The organism is Scandinavium sp. UTDF21-P1B, assembly GCF_040750395.1.
Lineage (GTDB): Bacteria > Pseudomonadota > Gammaproteobacteria > Enterobacterales > Enterobacteriaceae > Scandinavium.
On sequence record NZ_JBFLVD010000029.1, the window covers coordinates 105,211 to 129,346 of the forward strand.

At 56.2% G+C, this 24,136-nt stretch carries 21 protein-coding genes; 1 reads left to right on the forward strand and 20 read right to left on the reverse strand.

Annotated elements, in window-relative coordinates; translation table 11 throughout:
* Positions 1-3 precede the first annotated feature (3 nt).
* Complete coding sequence (yacG, locus tag AB1287_RS20190; RefSeq protein WP_312626149.1) at positions 4-198, forward strand: DNA gyrase inhibitor YacG; 195 nt, start codon at positions 4-6, stop codon at positions 196-198.
* Here the strand turns inward: yacG and mutT are convergent.
* The 20 genes from mutT to AB1287_RS20290 all read right to left on the reverse strand — a co-directional run bounded on the left by mutT (position 195) and on the right by AB1287_RS20290 (position 24,134).
* Positions 195-587, reverse strand: coding sequence for an 8-oxo-dGTP diphosphatase MutT (mutT, locus tag AB1287_RS20195; protein WP_435618885.1), 393 nt, complete (start codon positions 585-587; stop codon positions 195-197). The genes yacG and mutT overlap by 4 nt on opposite strands.
* A 61-nt stretch (positions 588-648) precedes the next feature.
* On the reverse strand, positions 649-3,354 hold the full coding sequence (secA, locus tag AB1287_RS20200) for a preprotein translocase subunit SecA (protein WP_435618893.1): 2,706 nt from the start codon (positions 3,352-3,354) through the stop codon (positions 649-651).
* Positions 3,355-3,412: 58 nt separating this feature from the next.
* Positions 3,413-3,913, reverse strand: coding sequence for a secA translation cis-regulator SecM (secM, locus tag AB1287_RS20205; protein WP_312626147.1), 501 nt, complete (start codon positions 3,911-3,913; stop codon positions 3,413-3,415).
* Positions 3,914-4,178: 265 nt separating this feature from the next.
* A complete protein-coding gene (lpxC, locus tag AB1287_RS20210; RefSeq protein WP_097162873.1) occupies positions 4,179-5,096 on the reverse strand; it encodes a UDP-3-O-acyl-N-acetylglucosamine deacetylase in 918 nt (305 codons plus the stop codon).
* A 100-nt stretch (positions 5,097-5,196) separates the two neighbouring features.
* Entirely contained in the window at positions 5,197-6,348 is a 1,152-nt protein-coding gene (gene ftsZ, locus AB1287_RS20215) for a cell division protein FtsZ (protein ID WP_312626143.1), read from the reverse strand.
* 62 nt (positions 6,349-6,410) lie between these two features.
* The gene (gene ftsA, locus AB1287_RS20220; protein ID WP_097162871.1) at positions 6,411-7,667 is read right to left on the reverse strand and encodes a cell division protein FtsA; all 1,257 of its coding nucleotides are present in this window, start codon (positions 7,665-7,667) and stop codon (positions 6,411-6,413) included.
* Positions 7,664-8,500, reverse strand: a complete 837-nt coding sequence (gene ftsQ, locus AB1287_RS20225; RefSeq protein WP_312626142.1) for a cell division protein FtsQ — start codon at positions 8,498-8,500, stop codon at positions 7,664-7,666. The genes ftsA and ftsQ overlap by 4 nt, the downstream gene beginning before the upstream one ends.
* Position 8,501: 1 nt before the next feature.
* Positions 8,502-9,422, reverse strand: coding sequence for a D-alanine--D-alanine ligase (locus AB1287_RS20230; RefSeq protein WP_435618886.1), 921 nt, complete (start codon positions 9,420-9,422; stop codon positions 8,502-8,504).
* Positions 9,415-10,890, reverse strand: a complete 1,476-nt coding sequence (murC, locus tag AB1287_RS20235; protein WP_312626140.1) for a UDP-N-acetylmuramate--L-alanine ligase — start codon at positions 10,888-10,890, stop codon at positions 9,415-9,417. Before murC ends, AB1287_RS20230 begins: the two co-directional genes overlap by 8 nt.
* Positions 10,891-10,948: 58 nt before the next feature.
* Complete coding sequence (murG, locus tag AB1287_RS20240; protein WP_312626139.1) at positions 10,949-12,016, reverse strand: undecaprenyldiphospho-muramoylpentapeptide beta-N-acetylglucosaminyltransferase; 1,068 nt, start codon at positions 12,014-12,016, stop codon at positions 10,949-10,951.
* On the reverse strand, positions 12,013-13,257 hold the full coding sequence (gene ftsW / locus AB1287_RS20245) for a cell division protein FtsW (protein WP_435618887.1): 1,245 nt from the start codon (positions 13,255-13,257) through the stop codon (positions 12,013-12,015). The genes murG and ftsW overlap by 4 nt, the downstream gene beginning before the upstream one ends.
* Positions 13,257-14,573, reverse strand: coding sequence for a UDP-N-acetylmuramoyl-L-alanine--D-glutamate ligase (gene murD / locus AB1287_RS20250; protein ID WP_312626275.1), 1,317 nt, complete (start codon positions 14,571-14,573; stop codon positions 13,257-13,259). Before murD ends, ftsW begins: the two co-directional genes overlap by 1 nt.
* Before the next feature lie 2 nt (positions 14,574-14,575).
* Positions 14,576-15,658 (reverse strand): phospho-N-acetylmuramoyl-pentapeptide-transferase, encoded by a 1,083-nt coding sequence (mraY, locus tag AB1287_RS20255; RefSeq protein WP_097162865.1) that lies wholly within the window; start codon positions 15,656-15,658, stop codon positions 14,576-14,578.
* A complete protein-coding gene (gene murF, locus AB1287_RS20260) occupies positions 15,652-17,010 on the reverse strand; it encodes a UDP-N-acetylmuramoyl-tripeptide--D-alanyl-D-alanine ligase (RefSeq protein ID WP_435618888.1) in 1,359 nt (452 codons plus the stop codon). Before murF ends, mraY begins: the two co-directional genes overlap by 7 nt.
* Positions 17,007-18,494 carry a UDP-N-acetylmuramoyl-L-alanyl-D-glutamate--2,6-diaminopimelate ligase gene (gene murE / locus AB1287_RS20265; RefSeq protein ID WP_435618889.1) on the reverse strand — a complete coding sequence of 496 codons (1,488 nt, stop codon included), beginning with the start codon at positions 18,492-18,494 and terminating at the stop codon, positions 17,007-17,009. Before murE ends, murF begins: the two co-directional genes overlap by 4 nt.
* Positions 18,481-20,247, reverse strand: a complete 1,767-nt coding sequence (locus tag AB1287_RS20270) for a peptidoglycan glycosyltransferase FtsI (RefSeq protein WP_312626135.1) — start codon at positions 20,245-20,247, stop codon at positions 18,481-18,483. Before AB1287_RS20270 ends, murE begins: the two co-directional genes overlap by 14 nt.
* Positions 20,248-20,262: 15 nt before the next feature.
* Entirely contained in the window at positions 20,263-20,628 is a 366-nt protein-coding gene (gene ftsL, locus AB1287_RS20275; protein ID WP_097162861.1) for a cell division protein FtsL, read from the reverse strand.
* Complete coding sequence (gene rsmH, locus AB1287_RS20280) at positions 20,625-21,566, reverse strand: 16S rRNA (cytosine(1402)-N(4))-methyltransferase RsmH (protein ID WP_312626131.1); 942 nt, start codon at positions 21,564-21,566, stop codon at positions 20,625-20,627. Before rsmH ends, ftsL begins: the two co-directional genes overlap by 4 nt.
* A 1-nt stretch (position 21,567) precedes the next feature.
* Positions 21,568-22,026 carry a division/cell wall cluster transcriptional repressor MraZ gene (mraZ, locus tag AB1287_RS20285; RefSeq protein ID WP_110510758.1) on the reverse strand — a complete coding sequence of 153 codons (459 nt, stop codon included), beginning with the start codon at positions 22,024-22,026 and terminating at the stop codon, positions 21,568-21,570.
* 839 nt (positions 22,027-22,865) lie between these two features.
* The gene (locus AB1287_RS20290; protein WP_435618890.1) at positions 22,866-24,134 is read right to left on the reverse strand and encodes an HlyD family type I secretion periplasmic adaptor subunit; all 1,269 of its coding nucleotides are present in this window, start codon (positions 24,132-24,134) and stop codon (positions 22,866-22,868) included.
* Positions 24,135-24,136 lie beyond the last annotated feature (2 nt).

Here is a 24,136-nt window from a genome sequence, read left to right on the forward strand (position 1 = left end):
ACGATGAGCGATATCACCACCGTTAACTGCCCGACCTGTGGCAAAAGCATTGTCTGGGGAGAACAGAGCCCGTTCCGCCCATTTTGCAGCAAACGCTGCCAGCTGATTGATCTTGGCGAATGGGCTGCCGAAGAGAAGCGAATCCCAAGTGCGGGCGATCTCTCCGACAGCGATGACTGGAGCGAAGAACAGCCTTAAGCTTCGGCGATCAGCTTCGCAATCACCGGTTCGTTGGCAGGAGGAAACTCTTCTGCCAACAGATCCTTCTGCGCTACCCAGCGCCCCGGCTGTCCTTCTTTGCCCCACGGATCTCCCTGCCAGCTGTCCACCAGCCAGAACCAAAGCGTGATATGCCGGTCCGGGAACTGATATTCCAGTTTATCGAACAGGTAAGCGGATTCCGGCAAAATACCCACTTCTTCAAACAGCTCGCGCGCCAGTGCCATTTCCGAACTTTCGCCCTCTTCGATTTTGCCGCCCGGGAATTCCCACATATTGGCCATATGTGCATCCGCAGCGCGTTGAGTAATAAAGATTTCACCGGCGGCGTTACGCAGAATACCGGTTGAGATTTGCAGGTTTTTCATTGTATTAGCTCCATAAAAAAGGCGCTGTTACCAGCGCCCTCTGTTTTATCATCAGCAGCTATCAGGCGATACGGCCATGGCACTGCTTATATTTCTTACCAGAGCCGCATGGGCAAGGATCGTTACGGCCGACTTTGCGCTCACCAGTTTGTGCTGCCAGAGATTCTGCGGCTGCGGTATCGTCGTCGAGGTGGCTGAGCTGCTGCATTTGCGCCAGGCGCTCTGCTTCCTCACGGCGCTGCTCTTCCATCGCCTCGACTTCTTCCGGCATGCGGACCTGGACTTTGCACAAGGTGCTGATCACTTCATACTTCAGCGTCTCCAGCATCGCAGCAAACATGGAGAATGATTCACGCTTATATTCCTGCTTCGGATCTTTCTGCGCGTAACCACGCAGATGGATACCTTGACGCAGGTAGTCCATCGCAGCCAGGTGCTCCTTCCACAGGGAGTCGAGCGTCTGCAGCATCACGCCTTTCTCGAAGTGGCGCATCATTTCTGTGCCGACCACTTCCTCTTTACGCTGGTAGACTTCAATCCCGCTTTGCAGAATACGTTCGCGCAGGGTTTCTTCGTGCAGCTCAGGCTCTTTATCCAGCCACTCTTTGATTGGCAGGTCGAGGTCGAAGTCATTTTTCAGACGTTCCTGCAAGCCTTCAATATCCCACATCTCTTCAAGGGACTGCGGCGGAATGTGTGCATCAATAGTCGCTTTGAACACGTCTTCGCGAATGCTGGCGATGGTTTCGCTTACGTCGGATACGTCCAGCAGTTCGTTACGCTGGGTGTAGATTGCGCGGCGCTGGTCGTTGGCGACGTCATCATATTCCAGCAGCTGCTTACGGATATCGAAATTGCGGCTTTCAACTTTGCGCTGCGCGTTAGCAATCGCTTTGGTCACCCACGGGTGTTCAATGGCTTCACCAGGCTTCATCCCCAGCTTACGCATCATGCCGGATACGCGATCCGAGGCAAAGATACGCATCAGTGCATCTTCCATCGACAGGTAGAAGCGGGAAGAACCGGCATCACCCTGACGGCCCGAACGGCCACGCAGCTGGTTATCGATACGGCGAGATTCGTGACGCTCGGTGCCTACGATGTGCAGGCCACCCGCCGCCAGTACCGCGTCGTGGCGAACCTGCCAGTCAGCTTTAATCTGCGCAATCTGTTCTTCCGTCGGCGCCTCAAGCTGTGCGACTTCAGCCTGCCAGCTACCGCCAAGCATGATGTCCGTACCACGACCCGCCATGTTGGTGGCGATAGTTACGGTAGAGGGATAACCGGCCTGAGCAACAATATCGGCTTCGCTGGCGTGGAATTTGGCGTTCAGAACGTTATGTTTGATGCCTGCTTTGGTCAGCTCCTGAGAAACAACTTCTGATTTCTCGATGGAAATAGTACCCACCAGAACCGGCTGACCTTTGGCGGTGCGCTCTTTGACGTCCTCGATGATTGCCTGAATTTTCTCAGCTTCGGTCATGTAGACCAGGTCAGGCATGTCTTTACGGATCATCGGGCGGTTCGTTGGCACGACCACGGTGTCGAGTTTGTAAATGGAGCTGAACTCAAACGCTTCCGTATCCGCCGTACCGGTCATCCCCGCCAGTTTTTCATACAGGCGGAAGTAGTTCTGGAAGGTGATAGACGCCAGGGTCTGGTTCTCGTTCTGAATTTCAACGCCTTCTTTCGCTTCAACGGCCTGATGCAGACCGTCAGACCAGCGACGACCCTGCATAGTACGGCCAGTGTGTTCATCGACGATGATGACTTCACCGTCTTTTACGATGTAGTCAACGTCGCGGGCAAACAGCACATGTGCGCGCAGCGCGGCAGTGACGTGATGCATCAACATGATGTTAGCCGGAGAATAGAGCGACTCGCCCTCTTCCATGATGCCTTCTTTCACCAGCAGCTCTTCAACCAGGACCAGACCACGTTCGGTGATGTTTACCTGACGCGCTTTCTCGTCCACGGAGAAGTGGCCTTCACCCTGGAAGGTGTCTGAATCTTCTTTTTCCTGACGGATCAGGTGTGGAATGATTTTGTTAACCTGCTTATACATCTCGGAGCTGTCTTCAGCCGGGCCGGAGATGATAAGCGGGGTACGCGCTTCATCGATCAGGATGGAGTCCACTTCATCCACCAGAGCATAGTGCAGCTTGCGCTGAACGCGCTCTTCCGGGCTGAACGCCATGTTATCGCGTAGGTAATCGAAGCCGTATTCGTTGTTGGTACCGTAGGTGATATCAGCGGCATAGGCTTCACGTTTTGCTGGCGCTGGCATGCCGGACATGTTTACCGCGACGCTCATGCCGAGGAATTCGAACAGCGGACGGTTGTTTTCGGCGTCACGCTGGGCCAGATAGTCGTTGACGGTAACAACGTGAACGCCCTTACCTGACAGCGCGTTGACGTAGGCTGGCAGCGTTGCGGTCAGGGTTTTACCTTCACCGGTACGCATTTCCGCGATGCAACGATCGTTCAGCACCATCCCGCCGAGTAGCTGCACGTCGAAGTGACGCATGCCAAACACACGTTTACTGGCTTCACGCACCACGGCAAACGCTTCCGGAATCAGGCTCTCAACGGTAGCGCCTTTTTCCAGACGTTCGCGGAACTCCTGGGTTTTAGCCTTGAGCTCATCGTCGGAGAGTTTTTCCAGCTCCGGTTCCATGGCATTGATTTGTGCGACGGTTTTACGCATGCGGCGCAGCGTACGGTCGTTACGGCTACCGAAAACTTTGGTCAATAAATTAAGCATAATTAAAATCTCAATCGCCCCGCCTTGCGGAGTCTTAGTCATTAGTTGAAGGTTATTTTTTTCAGCTAAGGCGTTGAGGCCCGGCGCGAATGCCGTGTACCTGGCTTACCCAAGCGCTAACAGAAAAGCTGTCGTCCGATGCAGACTGTGCATCACCGGACGCCGAACGAATGATGGCTGGCGGCTGGCTTTCACGCATCAGCAGCGCGCTGAGCGTATCCAGTAAGGCCAGATGGTGCACTTCGAGCGGTGCCGAAGCTTCTGCCGTTGGCAGCGCCTGCGGTGCCATTGCGAAGGAGAGATGGCGGATAACCGTGCGGATGGCATGTTGATGCCAGTAATCGACGGTAAAGGCCGGACGGCGATTGCCTTCCAGCATCAGTTGGGTGAAGTTAACCTTCGCAGTGGCCGTCTGGCTGCTGGCGGTTTTAGTCGGCGGCGCAGACTCGGCGGTATTGGCAATCGCAGGCAGGCCGAATCCTGCCGCGACCATCCCCAACAGGAGATGCGGCCAGAAGTATCGTCTGCCAAACTGTCGCCAGCGCGTCAGTATTCCGCTCACTTACCTTTTCCACCCTGGTTGCCAGGCAACCCATCTAAATTTTTTAAGCGCTCAGATAGTACCACTAATGGCACTTCCCGGCAGCAGGAATGACGGAAAACCACGCGGAAAAGTGTTCATGAAACCAGCGATCGCACGAGTTTATGCAGAAGTTTATACGCTAAGCAGCGTGGAGAAAAAATTCGGGGGTCTAAAAAGAAAAACGACTGGCTCCCTGGACGGAGAGAGTACCAGGTTACCAGTCGAATTTACAGAATGGTCAGGCTTACGCCAGAACCATTGACGGTGCTTTGAACGCCAGCGGCAGTTCAGCTTCGTCTTCGAAGGTCACAAACTCCCAGGCTTCCTGTTTGGCCAGGACGGCCTGCAAAAGCTTATTATTCAGCGCGTGACCAGATTTGAACGCCGTGAATGCACCAATGATATTGTGACCACACATGAAGAGGTCACCAATCGCATCCAGCATTTTGTGGCGAACAAATTCATCTTCAAAGCGAAGACCATCTTCGTTCAATACGCGATAATCGTCAACAACGATGGCACAATCGAAGCTGCCGCCCAGGCACAAGCCGCGGGACTGCAGATATTCGATATCACGCATGAAACCAAAAGTACGCGCGCGGCTAATCTGGCGCATGAACGCATCCGCAGAGAAGTTCATAGCGTAACGCTGGTTGCTGCCGTCAATCGCCGGATGATTAAAATCGATGGTGAAATCCAACGAAAAACCATTGTACGGCTTGAATTCAGCCCACTTGTCGCCGTCTTCTACGCGAACCGTTTCTTTGATGCGCACAAATTTCTTGGCACAGTTCAGTTCATCAATCCCTGCGTCAAGCAGCAGATAAACGAACGGAGCGGCGCTACCGTCCATGATCGGGATCTCTGGTGCATCGACTTCAATCATGATGTTATCAATACCCAGGCCCGCCAGGGCGGCATTCAGGTGCTCAACCGTTGAAATCCGCACGTCATGCTCGTTGACAAGGCAAGTACAGAGCATGGTATCACGCACAGATTTGGCATCTGCCGGAAAATCAACCGGTGGATTCAAGTCGGTGCGACGATAGATGACCCCGGTATTTGCCGGCGCAGGGCGCAGCGTCAGTGTGACCTTCTTGCCGGTATGTAAACCGACGCCAGTCGCCTGAACGATACGTTTAAGAGTCCTTTGTTTGATCATCGTATAATCTCGCCAAATTACCTATCCAACCGAAGTGTACTATACATTCGGCAGGCCAGTTTAGCACAAAGAGCGCACATACCCAACTTCCAGCTAATTCTTAATCAGCTTGCTTACGCAGGAAGGCTGGAATATCCAGATAATCCGGTTCTTTCGTGGTCTGCGGCGTATTGTCGTTTACCACTTTAGCGGCCGGCTTCTGTTCTTGCGTCAACGGCGCCATGCCGTGCTGCTGATAGCGGTCCATCACTGGCTGCTGCTGTTGCTTGTTGGTCACCAGGGTAATTTCTGGACGCTTATCCATACCGATACCGGTAGCAACAACGGTCACGCGCAGCTCGTCGTTCATATCCGGGTCAAGTGAAGTACCGATAACCACGGTCGCGTTATCCGAAGCAAATGCACGGATGGTGTTACCGACGGTTTCGAATTCATCCAGACGCAGATCGAAGCCAGCGGTAATGTTAACCAGCACGCCGCGTGCGCCAGACAGGTCGATATCTTCCAGCAGTGGGGAAGAGATTGCCATTTCAGCCGCTTCTTCCGCACGATCCTCACCGCTTGCCAGACCGGAGCCCATCATCGCATAGCCCATTTCGGACATGACGGTACGCACGTCAGCAAAGTCGACGTTCATCAGGCCCGGACGAGTAATTAGCTCGGCGATACCTTGAACTGCGCCTTTCAGCACGTCGTTCGCTGCGCCAAACGCGTCCAGCAGGGAGATACCGCGACCCAGTACTTTCAGCAGTTTGTCGTTAGGAATCGTGATCAGCGAGTCCACGTGTTTGGACAGCTCAGCGATACCCTGCTCCGCAAACGCCATACGCTTCTTGCCTTCAAAGTTGAAAGGCTTAGTCACGACAGCAACGGTCAGAATACCCAAATCTTTGGCAACTTCCGCTACAACAGGTGCTGCACCAGTACCGGTACCGCCGCCCATGCCGGCTGCGATAAACACCATGTCAGCACCTTCCAGCGCAGAACGCAGGGCTTCACGGTCTTCGTCTGCCGCATTGCGGCCAACTTCCGGGTTTGCGCCAGCGCCCAGACCTTTGGTAATCCCGTTACCAATCTGAATGGTCTGACCGACGGCAGTTTTACGCAACGCCTGGGCGTCCGTATTTACTGCGAAGAATTCAACACCCTCAATGCGCTCGCGCACCATGTGTTCGACGGCGTTACCACCGCCACCACCGACGCCGATGACTTTAATCACCGCGTCGTTGGTCAGTTCCATAGGTTCAAACATAGTTTCTCTCTCCGTTGTGCCTGTCGCCTGAGAGCGCTAATTTTCGACGCTCTCTTAAAAAATTAAAACTCTTTTCGCAGCCAGGTATTGATTCGTTTGATCCACGAACTCACTGCGACACGTTTTTCCACTTCCGCTTCACCACTCAAATGTGACTCTTTGCCGTAGTGCAGCAGGCCCACCGCCGTTGAGTAATAAGGCTCCTGGGCATAATCCGTCAGTCCGGTGATGTTCAGCGGCGCGCCGATGCGCACCTGCGTATGGAACACGCGCTGCGCGCAGGCGGCAAGGCCTTCAATTTGCGCAGCACCACCGGTCAGAACAATACCTGCCGCCAGATGGTGTTTGACACCCTGCTGGCGCAGCTGTTCCTGCAATTGCAAAATCTCTTCGTTCACCAGGTTCAGCAGCTCGGTATAACGCGGCTCGATGACCTCGGCCAGCGTCTGGCGCTGCAAACTGCGCGGCGGACGACCGCCCACGCTTGGCACTTCCACGCTTTCGTCTTTACCGACGATAGAGCCAAGCGCACAGCCGTGGCGAACTTTAATCGCTTCGGCATCGCTCGGTGGCGTACCGAAGGCGTAAGCGATGTCGCTGGTTACCACGTTCCCTGCATAAGGGATAACTTTGGTATGGCGCAGCGCACCGCCGGTATAGACGGCGATGTCCATAGTACCACCGCCCACGTCGACCACACAGACGCCCAGCTCACGTTCATCTTCCGTCAGCACGGAATAGCTCGACGCCAGCCCGGCGAAAATCAGTTGATCAACTTTCAGGCCACAACGTTCCACGGCTTTAACAATGTTCTTCGCCATATCGTTGTGGCAGGTAATCAGATGCACCTTCGCCTGCATACGCACGCCAGACAAGCCTACCGGGTTTTTGATCCCTTCCTGGTAGTCAATGGCATATTCCTGGGGAATCACATGCAACACGCGATGCTCGTCGCGGACACGTACAGATTTCGCCGTGTGGACTACGTTTTCAACGTCTTCCTGCGTCACTTCTTCTTCTGAAATTGGCACCATGCCGATTTCATTCTGACAGCTTATATGTTTACCCGAAAGCGCCAGATACACGGATGATATCTGGCAATCCGCCATCAGCTCGGCCTGGTCAATGGCGCGCTGTACGCACTTCACCACGGATTCCAGGTCATTAACGCCGCCTTTGTCCATACCCCGGGATGGGCAACTGCCCACGCCAATGATATTCACCATTCCGTCGGGCAGAACTTCCCCTACCAAAGCGGCTACCTTCGCGGTACCAATTTCCAGTCCTACTACCAGTTTTCTGTCCGTCGCTTTGATCATTGTTGCTCTGCCTGTGCCTGATTTTGTTGTTGATGTGTATCCTCTACGGGAGCGGGCTGCCAGCCTACTGCCGCGCCTGAGTCATAACGCAAATCAACGTAGCTTATCCGTTTGCCATCGGTCTGCGCCTGCTGCTGAAGAACAGGATAGAGTTCTAAAAAGCGCTCAAGCCTTTTCATCGTATCGCCGCGCCCCAGATTCAGTTTGATGTCATTACTTAACGTCAACTGCCAGGAGCGGCGTGCGGTCATCGCCGCCACTTTCAACGTAAATTTCCCTTTTGCCAGCATTTGTCCCATATCGCGATAGCCCTGCAGCACTTCGTTCTCACTGCCTTCCGGACCATACAACATCGGCAAATTCTGCTTGCTGGTGCGATCCGCCGGTACGCTGAATGCGTTACCGTCACTATCGACCATATGCTGATCATTCCAGCGCGCAATCGGCACATATTCAACCAGATGAATCTTCAATTCGTCCGGCCACTGCTTACGAACGCTCGCCTGTTTAATCCAGGGCAGGCGCTCAATTTGACTCTGAATGATATTCACGTCCTGCGTCATGAACGTTCCCGGCGGACCGAGGGCCAGAATCGCCTGGCGAATATCATCATTTCTCGTGTAGTGCCGCTCCCCGGTCACTACCAGCTTAGATAAAGGTAGACGCTGCGCGTCTTCCATCCAGCCCAGTACCATCCAGCCGCTCATCAACACGGTGCATAATACCGCGAGCAGGAACACAATCCCTGCAAGACGCGTTCCATTATTTCTGCGCGAAGAAGCGATGTCGTCCTCTTCTTCCCTATTCCGTGTGTTCAGTGCTGCCTGCGACATATCAACCCGCCAGGTCCAGAATGCGTACTACCAACTGCGAGAAGCTCATGCCCGCCTGACGCGCCGCCATCGGCACCAGGCTGTGACTGGTCATCCCTGGAGAAGTATTGGCTTCCAGCAGATATAACTGACCATCGCTGTCCTGCATCACGTCAATGCGTCCCCACCCTGAACAACCTAAAACAGTCCAGGCTTTGAGCACCAGGGCACGCATTTCCTGTTCACGGCTCAGATCTTCACAACCAGGGCAGAAATACTGCGTCTCGTCAGAGAGATACTTCGCCTCATAATCATAGAAGACTCCGGCCGGTTGGATACGAACCGATGGCAAAATTTCTTCACCAAGTACCGCAACGGTAAATTCCGGGCCGCTTAACCATTTTTCTATGAGTACTTCTTCATCATGCTGAAAAGCCAGCATTAAGGCATCTAAAAGTGCACCACTTTCTGTCACTTTCGACATGCCGACGCTGGATCCTTCCCGGCTGGGCTTCACAATCAGCGGTAAACCCAGCGTGGCAATACGTTGCTGTTCGTCCTGGCTCAGACCATTGGCGAACTGTGCGCGGGTCAAAGCAACCCACGGCGCAACCGGTAATCCTGCGCCCTGCCACAGCAGCTTGCTACGCAGTTTGTCCATCGACAGCGCCGAGGCCATCACGCCGCTGCCGGTGTAAGGCAGGCCAATCAGCTCCAGTAATCCCTGAAGCGTGCCATCTTCACCACCCCGTCCGTGCAGAGCAATAAACGCTTTCTTAAAACCGTCTTTTTTCAGCTGCGTAATATCGACATCGCGCGGATCAACGCCGTGTGCATCAATGCCGGCTTCACGCAGACCAGCCACAACCGCAGCGCCAGAATTGAGTGAAACTTCACGTTCAGCGGAAGTGCCGCCGAGAAGGACAGCGATTCTATCAGCCATGACGCTCCTCCTCCTGTGTTTGCGGCTTGAGTTTGATTTCCGCTAAGTTACGCGCAATTTTGCCGATATTCCCTGCGCCCTGAATCAGAATCAGGTCATTGCCGGTCAGCACGGGTGCCAGCATTTCCGCCACCTTCGCCGGGTCCGAGACCAGAATCGGGTCTACCTTTCCACGCCCGCGAATGGTGCGGCACAGCGAACGGCTATCGGCTCCAGGAATGGGCGCTTCGCCCGCCGGATACACTTCCAGCATCAGCAGAGAATCCACTTCGGTCAGCACGTTTGCGAAATCGTCATACAGGTCGCGCGTACGGGTGAAGCGGTGAGGCTGGAAAATCATCACCAGATTTTTATCCGGCCAGCCCGCGCGCGCCGCTTTAATGGTGGCGTCGACCTCAGTCGGGTGATGACCGTAGTCATCAACCAGCATTGCACTACCGCTTTTACCGTTCACGCTTTCCAGCGGGAACTCACCGAGGAAGTCGAAACGACGGCCGGTGCCCTGGAAACTTTCCAGCGCGCGCAAAATGGCGTCGTCTTCGATGCCTTCTTCTGTTGCCACCGCAACCGCCGCCGCCGCGTTCAGGGCGTTATGGCGACCTGGCGCATTCAGCGTCACGTTCAGTGGCGCTTTGTCCTGGCGAATCAGCGTAAAGTGCCCCTGCGCGCCAATCTGCTTGTACTCTTCAACGCGCACGTCAGCGTCGTCGCTGAAGCCGTATGTTGTGATCTGACGCCCAACGCGAGGCAGCAGCTCACGAATCACCGGATCGTCCACGCACATCACCGCACGACCATAAAACGGCAAATTGTGCAGGAAATTAATAAACGTCTGCTTTAAATTTTCAAAGTCGCCCTGGTAGGTATCCATATGGTCGGCTTCGATGTTGGTGACAATCGCCACCATCGGCTGCAGGTGGAGGAATGACGCATCGCTCTCATCCGCTTCAGCAATCAGGTAACGGCTGTGGCCGAGACGAGCGTGAACACCCGCCGCTTTCACCAGACCGCCGTTGACGAAAGTTGGATCGAGGCCCGCTTCCGCGTAAATGCTCGACACCATTGCCGTAGTGGTGGTTTTACCATGCGTGCCGGCAATCGCGATCCCGTGACGGAAGCGCATCAACTCCGCCAGCATTTCTGCGCGGCGAATCACCGGAATGCGCGCCTCGTGGGCGGCAACGATTTCCGGGTTATCGGCGGAAATGGCGCTGGAAACAACCACAACGCTCGCATTACGCACGTTTTCCGGGCGATGGTTGAAATAAATCGTGGCACCCAGCGCCGTCAGCTGCTGAGTCACCGGGTTCGGCGCTAAATCCGAACCGCTAATCTGATACCCTTCATTAGCCAACACTTCGGCAATACCGCCCATGCCAGCACCGCCGATGCCAACAAAGTGGATGTGCCGGACGCGACGCATCTCGGGCACAATGGAACGCAGTTTTGCCAGTTGTTGTGTATTCATTATCTAAACGCCATCGACTACTTAAACATTCGTGCAGCGCAAACAGGCGCTGCGATGATTAGGCCTGTGCGGCCAGGCTCACTTCTTTCGCAACCCGCTCGGTTGCATCCGGAATAGCGGCGGCACGAGCCCGCTCTGCCATCTCCAGCAACGTCTTTCTGTCCCAGCCAGAAAGCGTATTGGCCACGGCTTCTGCCGTGAACTGCGGCTGCTCAAAAATGGTGGCAGCACCTGCTTTTTCCAGCGGCAACGCATTCCAGTACTGCTGCCTGTCTTTATGCTGGAAGGGCACAAAAATCGCGGGCAGCCCGGCTGCGGCAATTTCACTGACCGTCAGGGCGCCCGAACGACAGACCACCACATCAGCCCAGGCATAGGCCGCGGCCATGTCGTCAATAAATTCCGTCACTTTATGCTGCGGCTGACCCGCCCCGGCATATGCCTGCTCAACGGTCTGCTGCGCGCCTTTACCGCTCTGATGCCAGATCGTGACAGCAGAACCCAGCTTCGCGGCCACCTGCGGCATTGTCTGGTTCAGCACGCGTGCCCCCTGCGAACCACCAACCACCAGCACGCGGATTTCACCGTCACGCCCGGCCAGGCGCTGTTGAGGAAGCGGCAATGCCAGTACGTCGGTACGCACCGGGTTGCCCACCACTTCGGCATTCGGGAAAGCGCCCGGGAATGCCTGCATCACGGTCTTCGCGATTTTCGCCAGCCATTTGTTGGTGAGGCCAGCAATACCGTTTTGCTCATGCAGCACAACCGGAATCCCCAATGACCAGGCCGCCAGACCACCTGGACCGGAGACATAACCGCCCATCCCCAGCACCACATCTGGTTGAAAACGCTGCATAATTGCGCGAGCCTGACGCCAGGCAGTGAAGATACGTATCGGCGCAAAAAGCATTGCCTTGAGGCCTTTTCCACGCAGGCCGGAAATCTGGATGAAATCGATGTCGATGCCATGTTTAGGCACCAGGTCCGCTTCCATACGATCGGCGGTGCCGAGCCAGCGAACCTGCCAGCCCTGCTCCATCAGATGGTGTGCAACAGCCAGCCCCGGGAACACGTGTCCACCGGTCCCGCCCGCCATCACCATCAACCGCTTCGCCTGAGCACTCATCGAACACCTCGTGTAAACGCCTGTGCTTTTTCCAGGCGCGTTTCATAATCAATTCGCAACAGCAGCATGATGGCCGTCGACATAATCAGCAGACTGGAGCCCCCGTAGCTGATAAGCGGGAGCGTCAGGCCTTTGGTTGGCAGCATGCCCGCCGCCGCGCCAACGTTAACCAGCGCCTGGAAGCTAAACCACACGCCAATCGAACACGCCAGGAAACCTGAGAAGCGCTGGTCAATCTCCAGCGCCTTGCGGCCAATGGACATGGCGCGGAAAGCGACGAAGAATACCATTAAAAGCGCCAGCACCACACCAACGTAGCCGAGTTCTTCACCGATGATGGCGAAGATGAAGTCGGTATGCGCTTCCGGCAGATACTCCAGCTTCTGCACAGAGTTGCCGAGGCCCTGCCCCCACATTTCACCGCGACCAAACGCCATCAGGGACTGGGTCAGCTGGTAGCCGCTACCGAAAGGATCTTCCCACGGGTTCCAGAATGAGGTCACGCGGCGAATACGGTACGGTTCTGCCAGGATCAACAGGACAACCGCCGAGATCCCCATGCCAATAATCGCGATGAACTGCCACAGCTTTGCACCGCCGAGGAACAGCATCGCCAGCGTCGTCACAAACAGCACAACGACGGTCCCGAGATCGGGCTGCGCCAGCAGCAGGATTGCCAGCACGAAAATCACCCCCATCGGCTTTAAGAAGCCGCGCAGGTTGTTTCGCACCTCATCGCCTTTACGCACCAGATAGTTGGCGATGTAGCAGAAGAGCGACAGCTTGGTAAATTCCGCAGGCTGAATACGCAGCGGGCCGAAGGCAATCCAGCGCGAGGCCCCGTTCACCGAGCTGCCCACCACCAGTACAACTAACAACATGCCGATCGACATGATCAGCATGGCGGTACTGTGGCGCTGCCAGAACGCCATCGGCCAGCGCAGAGTAATAAGGCCCAGACAGAACGCCAGCACGATATACAACCCATCACGCTTGGCGAACAGGAACGGATCGTTTGCCAGGCGCTGCCCCACCGGCATGGATGCCGAGGTCACCATGATAAAACCGATCGCCGCAAGGCCGAGCGTCAGCCACAGCAGGGTACGATCGTACATCACCAGGCTGTCGGTATCTTTCTGCCGGGAGCCCATCACCCAGCCCTTCAACGCCGCAAACAGCCAGACCAGGATCCCGGATCCCGGCAGGTGCGGCATTTTCAGGCGAGGGAGAGATAAACGCATTAGCCTAACTCCTTCGCCAGGCGGGTAAAGACATCCCCGCGCTGCTCAAAATTCTTAAACTGATCGAGGCTCGCACAAGCAGGCGACAGCAGCACCATGTCTCCAGATTTCAGCTGCGGCGCAAGCTGACGCATGGCTTGTTCCATCGTCTCAGTGCGGGTCGCCACTTCCGGGCGCAGCTCCGCCAACGCATCGCCGTCACGACCAAAGCACCACAGACGCACGTTATCGCCTTTCAGCCACGTCTTCAGGGGGGAGAAATCCGCTGATTTGCCGTCACCACCGAGCAGCAGGTGCAGCGTACCGTCGACATGCAGGCCGTTCAGCGCCGCTTCGGTGCTGCCGACGTTGGTGGCTTTGGAATCGTTGATCCAGCGCACGCCGTTGTGCTCCAGCGCCAGCTGGAAGCGATGCGCCAGCCCGGTGAAGGTCGTCAGCGCTTTCAGGCTGCTTGCGCGCGGCAAACCAGCTGCATCCGCCAGCGCCAGCGCGGCCAGGGCGTTGCTGTAGTTATGCTGGCCGGTCAGTTTCATTTCACGCACGTTGAGGACCTTCTCACCCTTCACGCGCAGCCAGGTTTCGCCCTGCTGGCGGTTCAGATGATAATCGCCCATGTTGACGCCAAAGCTGACGCAGCGCTCATCGGCACCGCGCACCGGCATGGTCAGCGCATCGTCGGCGTTGACCACGCAGGTCTTAGCATTTTCATAAACGCGCAGTTTGGCCGCGCGGTACTGCTGAAGACCAAACGGATATCTGTCCATGTGATCTTCTGTGACATTCAGGATCGTCGCGGCCACCGCCTCGAGGCTGGAGGTGGTTTCCAGCTGGAAGCTGGAGAGCTCAAGCACGTACAGCTCACGGGATACGTCCAGCAGCATCAGCGCAGGCAGACCAATGTTGCCACCGACACCAACGTTCATGCCCGCCGCTTTCGCCATTTCGCCGACCAGCGTGGTCACGGTGCTTTTGCCGTTCGAACCGGTAATCGCCACAATCGGTGCCTGCGCCTCTCGGCAAAACAGCTCGATATCACCGACGATTTCCACGCCCGCATCAGCCGCAGCGCTCAGAGAAGGATGAGCGAGGGCAATACCAGGGCTGGCCACAATCAGATCCGCCGCCAGAAGCCAGTCGTCGTTCAGACCACCGACAAAACGCGCCACCTCTTCCGGCAGCTTATCAAGCCCCGGAGGCGTGGCGCGGGTGTCCATCACACGTGGCGTCACACCACGGGCGAGGAAGAAATCCACGCAGGAAAGCCCGGTCATTCCCAGACCGATGATGACAACGTTTTTATCCTGGTATTCAGCCATCATTAACGTACCTTCAGCGTAGCCAGGCCAATCAGCACCAGCATCAGCGAGATAATCCAGAAGCGCACGATAACGCGCGGTTCCGGCCAACCTTTCAGCTCATAGTGGTGATGGATAGGCGCCATACGGAAGATGCGCTGACCGCGCAGCTTGAAGGAGCCCACCTGCAAAATCACCGACAACGTTTCCACCACAAACACCCCACCCATGATCACCAGCAGGAATTCCTGACGCAGCAGCACGGCGATAATGCCCAGCGCGCCGCCAAGGGCCAAAGAACCTACATCGCCCATGAAGACCTGAGCCGGATAGGTGTTAAACCACAGGAAGCCTAAACCTGCGCCGACAATCGCCGTACAGACGATCACCAGCTCACCCGCATGACGCAGATAAGGGATATGCAGATAGTTGGCGAAGTTCATGTTGCCGGTCGCCCAGGCCACCAGCGCAAAGCCTGCCGCTACGAAGACCGTAGGCATGATTGCCAGACCGTCCAGACCGTCCGTCAGGTTCACCGCATTGCCGGTACCGACGATCACGAAGTACGCCAGCAGAATGTAGAAAATACCCAGCTGCGGCATGATGTCTTTAAAGAACGGCACCACTAACTCGGTAGCCGGAGTATCTTTCCCCGCCATATACAGAGCAAACGCCACGCCCAGCGCGATGACCGACATCCAGAAATACTTCCAGCGGGCAATCAGGCCTTTGGTGTCTTTACGCACCACTTTGCGGTAGTCGTCAACGAAGCCGATGATGCCGTAACCGATAAGTACCGTCAGCACGCACCAGACGTACGGGTTGGACGGATAAGCCCACAAGAGAACGGAAACGACAATCGCCGTCAGGATCATGATCCCGCCCATCGTTGGCGTACCGCGCTTGCTGAAGTGCGATTCCGGGCCGTCGTTACGTACGACCTGGCCGAAGGACAATTTTTGCAGACGGGCAATCATACGCGGGCCCATCCACAGGGAGATGAACAGCGCGGTCAGCAGGCTGACGATGGCGCGAAACGTCAGGTAGGAAAAGACGTTAAAGCCGGAGTAATATTTGACCAAATGTTCGGCCAGCCAAACTAACATGTTCCGTTCTCCTGTAGTGCGCGAACCACCTCTTCCATGGCAGCGCTACGTGAACCTTTCACCAAAATAGTAATGATTTGATGCTCTTCGATAAGGGCTTTCAGGCGATCAATTGCCGCAGGCTTGTCGGCAAAATGTTCGCCGACGCCGCTGGCGTCGCTGATGGTTTTGCTCAGTTGACCTACGCTCAGTACGCGGTCGATGCCCGCCGCCTTGGCCGCTTCGCCCACCTGGCGGTGGCACGCTCCGCTTTCATCGCCAAGCTCAGCCATATCACCAACCACGAAGACGCGGTAGCCCGGCATTTCGGACAACACCTGCGCCGCGGCGGTCATGGAGCCGACGTTTGCGTTGTAGGAGTCATCCAGCAGCAGCTGATTCTCAGCGAGCTGAATTGGGAACAGACGGCCCGGAACGGCTTTCAGCGTGGCAAGGCCTGCTTTTACCGCTGTCAGATCTGCTCCGACCGCCATCGCCAGCGCCGTTGCCGCAAGCGCATTGGCGATATTGTGACGGCCCGGAAGCGGCAGCAAGACGTCCACGTTGCCTGTAGGCGTCTGGAGCGTAAATTCGGTGCCGTGGCTGGTGACATGAATGTTATTAGCGGTGAAGTCGCTGTTTGCCGCGTTCGGCGAGAAGCGCCACACTTTGCGATCGCCAATGACCCCTTGCCAGTTCAGCCAGTCGTTGTTGTCGGCGTTCATGATGGCAATGCCGTTCAGCGGCAGGCCGGTGTAGATTTCGCCTTTTGCTTTTGCGACACCGGCAAGCGATCCAAATCCTTCCAGGTGCGCGGCGGCAAGGTTGTTCACCAGCGCGGCTTCCGGACGCGTCAGGCTGACGGTCCAGGCGATTTCGCCCTGATGGTTGGCACCCAGTTCAATAACGGCAAACTCATGCTCTTTCGTCAGGCGCAGCAGCGTCATCGGCACGCCGATGTCGTTATTCAGGTTGCCCGCGGTGTACAGCGTGTTGCCACACTGGCTAAGAATGGACGCGGCCATCTCTTTAACAGAAGTTTTGCCGGAGGAGCCGGTGAGTGCCACCACACGGGTTGGCACCTGCTGACGAACCCACGCCGCCAGTTCACCAAACGCCAGGCGGGTATCTTTCACGATAACCTGCGGCAATGCGCAGTCGAGTTTACGGCTAACCAGCAGCGCACCTGCACCCGCGTCTTTCGCCTGTTCGGCGAAATCGTGGGCATCGAAACGCTCGCCTTTGAGCGCGACAAACAGGCAGCCTGGCGTAATTTTGCGCGTGTCAGTGGTGACGGCATCTATGGTGAGGTCCTGACCGGCGAGTTCACCGTTGAGGATCTCCGCCATTTTGCCCAGGGTTACGCTAATCATGCGATCACCCCCAGCAGGCGAGCCGCGGTGACGCGGTCGGAGTAATCGAGACGGCGGTTGCCAACGATTTGATAATCTTCGTGGCCTTTACCGGCCAGCAGCACCACATCGTTCTCTTTTGCCTGCATGATGGCCGCCGTCACCGCTTCGGCGCGACCTTCCATCACTTTGGCGCGACCTGCATCGAGCATACCGGCCAGAATGTCGTTGATGATGGCGCGAGGCTCTTCGGTGCGCGGGTTATCGTCCGTGACAACGGCGATATCCGCGAACTGCTCGGCGATGGCGCCCATCAGCGGACGTTTACCTTTATCACGGTCACCGCCGCAGCCAAAGACGCACCACAGTTTACCTGCACAGTGCAGACGGGCCGCTTCCAGCGCTTTTTCCAGCGCATCCGGCGTGTGGGCATAATCGACCACCACCGTCGGTTTACCCGGCGCAGAGAACACTTCCATTCGGCCGCAAACGGGCTGAAGGCTGGCTGAGGTTTTCAGCAGATCGGCCAGCGGATAATCAAGAGCCAGAAGCGTTACCAGCGCCAGCAGCAAATTGCTGACGTTGAACGCGCCCATCAGGCGGCTTTCGATTTTCCCCTGGCCCCAGCTGGAGTCGAACTGGATTGTCGCCCCGCTGTCGTGATACTTCACGGTAGTCGCTTTCAACCAGCGACCGTGCCCGTTCGGGTTAATGTGGTCTTCCATCGACACCGCCACGGCATCCGGCAGTTTTGTCAGCCAGCGACGGCCCACTTCATCGTCGGCGTTGACGATCGCCTGACCAAAGTGGTGCGTGGAATAGAGCATCCATTTGGCAGCTTCGTAATGCTCCATATCACCATGATAATCAAGGTGATCGCGACTGAGGTTAGTAAACACGGACGCGACAAACTTCAGCGCCGCTACGCGGTGCTGAACCAGGCCATGGGAAGACACTTCCATTGCCGCGAAGGTCGCACCCTGCTCTGCCAGGCCATTCAGCACGTGCTGAACATCGACCGCAGAACCGGTGGTATTTTCAGTTGGCGTCACTTTACCGAGCAGGCCATTGCCCACCGTGCCCATCACTGCGCTGGTTTCGCCCAGCAGCTGCGCCCACTGCGCCAGCAACTGAGTCGTGGTAGTTTTGCCGTTCGTCCCGGTCACGCCGACCAGGCGCAGTTGTTCTGAAGGCTGGTTGTAAAAACGCCCCGCCAGTGCGGATAAACGTTCGTTAAGCTGGCTAAGATAGATGACCGGCACACCGTGCATTTCACGGATTTCACCGTCCGCAGCTTCATCTTTTGCTTCAGCAATAATGGCAGCCACACCTTGCGCTATCGCCTGCGGGATATATCGACGCCCGTCCGCCTGATGACCTGAGACAGCCACGAAAAGATCGCCCGACGCCGCCACACGGCTGTCGAGTGTCATCTCTCGCAGTGCCCGCTCCGGTGCGTTTGGCACCCACGGAGCAAGAAGGTCGCGCAAATTACGATCTGCCACCTGATCCCTCGCCTTGATTAGTCACAAATTCACTTTTATCGCCCGTTGCCAGCGCATCCGGCTCGATGTTCATGGTGCGCAGAACGCCGCCCATGATGGCCCCGAAGACCGGCGCGGAAACGGCACCGCCGTAATATTTACCTGCCTGCGGATCGTTAATCACCACCACCAGCGCAAAGCGCGGCTGGCTGGCTGGCGCAACGCCCGCGGTGTAAGCAATGTATTTATTGATATATTTGCCGTCCGGACCCACTTTCTTTGCCGTACCGGTTTTGATGGCGATGCGATAGCCTTTAATGGCCGCCTTCACGCCGCCGCCGCCGGGCAGCGCCACGCTTTCCATCATGTGCACGACGGTACGAACGATTGATTCCGGGAAGATACGTTCACCCGGAACCGGAGGATCCACTTTAGTGATTGACAGCGGGCGATAAACCCCATAGCTGCCAATCGTGGCGTAGACTCGCGCTAACTGTAACGGCGTTACCATTAGCCCGTAGCCGAAAGAGAAGGTGGCCCTCTCTATGTCAGACCACCGTTGTTTTTGAGGATATAAGCCACTGCGTTCTCCGACCAACCCCAAATTGGTCGCCTTTCCCAGCCCAAAACGTGAGTAAGTATCTACTAACGCTGAGGACGGCATCGCTAACGCCAGCTTGGAGACACCGACGTTACTCGACTTCTGTAGTACCCCGGTCAGGGTTAATTCGCTGTAGCGCGCCACGTCTTTGATTTCGTGGCCGTTAATTCGATATGGAATGGTGTTAAGGACGGTGTTTTCATTGACGATGCCGCGCTGCAGCGCCGTCATCACCACCATTGGTTTCACCGTCGAGCCCGGTTCGAAGACGTCCGTGATCGCGCGGTTGCGCATCGCGTCTTTCGCCGTGCCGGTAAAGTTGTTCGGGTTGTAGGACGGGCTATTGGCCATCGCCAGCACTTCGCCTGTGCTGACATCCACCAGCACCGCACTGCCCGATTCCGCCTTGTTAAACGCCACGGCGTTGTTCAGCTCGCGGTAAACCAGCGCCTGTAAACGTTCGTCGATGCTCAACGCCAGGTTGTGAGCCGCCTGGCTGTCCGTGGAGGAGATATCCTCGATCACGCGACCATAGCGGTCTTTACGCACGATGCGCTCGCCCGGCTGGCCAGTCAGCCATTTGTCGAAGCTCTTTTCAACGCCTTCAATCCCCTGGCTGTCAACGTTAGTGAAGCCAATGAGGTGAGCGGTCACTTCCCCGGATGGGTAGTAACGACGCGACTCTTCACGCAGATAAATACCCGGCAGTTTGAGCTTTTTGATGTAATCGGCCAGATCGGGGTTGACCTGACGAGCCAGGTAAATAAAGCGCATTCTCGGGTTGGTGTTAATGCGCGAGGCGAGCTGATCGAGCGGCATATTCAGCGCATCGGCCAGCGCCTTCCAGCGGTTATCGATGCTGACGCCGCCGGCATCATGGAGCTCTTTCGGATCGGCCCAGATGGCTTTCACCGGCACGCTCACCGCCAGAGGACGACCGGAGCGGTCGGTAATCATGCCGCGGGAGGTAGACACTTCCTGCACGCGCAGGGAGCGCATGTCACCCTGGCGTACCAGCATGTCCGGGTTGATGATTTGAAGCCAGGCCACGCGGCCCAGCAGGAATGCGAGGGCCAGCAGAATGCAACCGCAGAGCAACGCAAAACGCCAACTGATAAAGTTGGCCTGACCTTCCTGACGTTTTGGTTTAAGCGTCTTTGCCGCTGCTTTCATGCGTCGCGATAATCCTTATTTTTGAACAACGATGTTTTCCTGGGAAGGATCGACATGCTGCATTTGCAGCTTCTCCGTCGCGATCCGCTCAACCCGGCTATGATCGCCGAGCGCATTCTCTTCAAGGATCAGGTTACGCCACTCGATATCCAGAGCATCACGTTCCAGCACCAGCTGTTCACGCTGGGCAGTTAACAGGCGCGTATGGTGCGCCGTGGTGACAACCGTGACGGCCGACAAAATGATGCAAATGAACAAGCAGAGTGGCAGCTTCCCAAACCGCAAAAGGTCGTCGCCGATCACGCCAGGCAAGGCATGGCGCTCGTTGCTTCCTAACGACCCTTTAACTTTGCTTAAGGCTTCTGTCACTCTGCCGATCATGCGTTCGTCCTTTCTGCAATACGCAGCACTGAACTACGGGCACGTGGATTCTCTGCCACCTCTTCTTCGCCCGGCATCAACTTGCCTAATGCCCGCAGCTGACGGCCACCCAGTTTCCTGAGTTGCTCTTCGGTCATCGGTAATCCGGCCGGAACCTGCGGACCGCGGCTTTGCTCGCGCATAAAGCGTTTCACAATGCGGTCTTCCAGCGAGTGGAAACTGATGATGGAGAGCCGCCCACCCGGGGCAAGCACGTCGAGCGAGCTTTTTAGCGCCTGCTCTATCTCCTCAAGTTCACTGTTCACCCAGATGCGCACCGCCTGGAAAGTACGGGTCGCAGGATGTTTGAATTTGTCCTTCACCGGCATCGCCGCGGCAATAACCTGCGCCAGCTCTTTGGTGCGGGTCATTGGCTCGACGCGATTACGCTCAACGATGGCGCGCGCAATACGCTTGCCAAAACGCTCCTCGCCAAAGGTCTTAATGACCCAGGCGATATCGGCTTCTTCCGCGTTCAGGAGCCATTCGGCTGCAGACTGACCACGAGTAGGATCCATGCGCATATCCAGCGGCCCGTCACGCATAAAGGAGAAGCCGCGTTCTGCATCGTCAAGCTGCGGTGAAGAGACACCAAGATCGAGCAGAATACCGTCGATCTTGCCAATGAGATTACGCTCGGCAACATAGTCGCCCAGCGCTGAAAAAGGTCCATGTACAATGGAAAAGCGAGGATCATCGATGGCGTTCGCCACAGCAATCGCTTCCGGATCACGGTCGATAGCCAGCAGTTGCCCTTTTGCACCCAGTTGCGAAAGGATCAGGCGTGAGTGGCCACCGCGGCCAAAAGTGCCGTCGATGTAGATACCGTCTGGACGAATATTCAGGCCGTTGACCGCCTCATCCAGCAGTACCGTTGTATGTTTGAAATTTTCCATCATCTTATAAGGACAAGTCCTGCAACCGCTCCGACAGCTCTCCGGAGGCGGACTGCTCAGCGTCGATATCTTCCTTGACCCGTTGATACCAGGTCGTTTCATCCCACAGTTCAAACTTGTTGAACTGTCCGACCAGCATCACTTCTTTGGTCAGTCCGGCGTGTTGCCGTAAAACCGGCGCAATCAGCAAACGACCGGCGTTGTCCATTTGACATTCGCTGGCATGTCCCAGCAGCAGACGCTGTACGCGGCGTTCCGCGGGATTCATGCTCGACAGTCGCGACAATTTTTGCTCGATGATTTCCCATTCGGGCAGCGGGTAAAGCAGCAGGCATGGGTGATGGATGTCAATGGTGCACACCAATTGACCAGCAGCGTTCTCAAGCAGCAAATCCCGGTAGCGGGTTGGGACGGCCAGGCGCCCTTTGCTGTCGAGATTGACTAACGTAGCTCCACGGAACATGCCAGCCTCACCCCTTTTCTCCACTTTCACCCACAAATTCCCACCTAAAGGAGTTTACGGAGCGGAGGAAAAGCTTGTCAAGCCAGCACTGGTGCTCTTTGAGTCCGAAAACTCTATATAACGCACCAATATTCGCCCTGTTTAATTTCCGTCCAACGAACGAGGCAAAATAACGTCATGAATAGTGGCAAGAAAAAAACCAACACCTTCGTAACGTTTTTGAGCAACCCAATTTCACAAAGGTGAAAATATAAAGTGTCAGTTTGCGACGTGCGCGGCATTTTAGGACATTCTTTAACGCGTTAATAGCCCTTGCCGGAACTGTTTATGCCGCTCTGCGGCCGCCAGTACGTGAGGAAATGCGAGATTGTGAATGAAGTGACTGTTAATTCTGCAAAAGCGCGCCTGAATGTAACAAAACAATTCAAAAATAGCCGTTCTTTACTTTCCATTAACCTAAATTAATATCGCGGCCTTGCATATAAAAGGGTAAATAATAGTTAACTTAAGAATTTTAAGGAATTGTCCGAATAAGGATCGTCGACTATTTTCAGACGAATCATTCAACAATGCGGTCAGAGGGACAGGCCTTTCTGATGGTTCGCGAATGATGGCTCAGGCAACCGCGACAATAGAAGTGACGACGGATAATACGGCACAGGTCAGGATTTTGGTTTACGCAGATCGCCCAGATTTGCCTGCGCGGCCAGTAACGTCACGATGAATCTGAGCCAGCTCATACTGAAGAAAATCGGGCAATTCACTGTCGCCAAAGGCCTCAACCGCCAAATTCTGCTAAGCCGCGGAGCTTCCGCCGCCGCGGCTTAGCAAGGTGCACCCTACTTCTCCCGGAAGGCCTCCTGCACGCGCAGCAATGGCCGAAGCAGGTATTGCAGCAAACTCTTTTCGCCGGTACGGATATCAACGGTGGCCGTCATACCCGGGATCACCCGCAGCTCCCGGCTCCCCTCCCTGGTCAGAGTATTGCTCTCCGTTCGCACCATCACCCGATAGTAGGTCTCCTCGGAAGGGGCGTATTTTTTCGGCGCTCTGGCGCTTTCATCCTTCAGCGCTCCAGGGCTGATATTTTCCACCGTGCCCTTCAGGCCACCGTACAGGGAGTAGTCATAGGCCGATATTTTCACAACCGCCTCCTGCCCCGGCGCCAGAAAGGCCACGTCGGAGGGCTTGATTTTGGTTTCTACCAGCAGCCGTTCGTCGAGCGGCGTCACCTCCATAATCTCTGCCCCGGGCTGAATCACCCCGCCAAGGGTATTAATACTGATGCTATTCACCACCCCGCGTACCGGGGAGCGTAGCTCGGTGCGCTGGAGCGTGTCCTGTCGCCCTAGCGCGGTCTCCTCAAGGCCGCTCAGCTCCACCTCTACCTTCGACAGCTCGTCCGTCGCCTCGCTGCGGTAACGGTTTTTGCGATCCGTTATCTGTAGCTCGGCATCGTTCAGTTGCCGCTCCAGCTTCAGCACTTCGGTATTGGACAGCAGCGACTTTGCCGCCAGTTGCCGGGCCATTTGCAGCTCCTTGCCGATCAGCTGGCGCGTTTTCACATAACCAGCGATGGAATCATCCAGGGCCTGCTTACGGTGCCGCCAGGCTTCCTGCTCACGCTGTATCAGCTCGGGATTCTCTTCCACGTTCTTCGGAAAGACCAGCTCCGTGCCGGAGGCTTCTGCCCGCAAACGCGCCGCCTGCGCTTCCAGGGCCCGCATCCTGTTAGCACTTTCCCGGAAGGAGGCCTGGGCACGGGTCGGATCTATTCGCGCCACGATCTGCCCCTTTTCTACCGTGTCGCCCTCATGCACCAGCATCTCCTGCAAAATGCCACCTTCCAGGCTCTGCAATACCTGCTCTCTGGAGCTGGGAACAATTTTCGCGGAGCCGGTAGTGACCTCCTCAATATTACAGAAGGCGGCCCACACCAGCGCGGTCGCCAGCAGCCCCACGCAGCCCCAGGCGATCAGCATCCAGCCCCGCCAGCGGTCACTGCTGGCAGCACGAGTCATTTCGCTGACGGTGATATGATCAAGCTCGTAGTGCGTATCGGTGCGGGCAATCGCCCCTCCGTCGCTTTCCCGGGTATTTTTAAACATGC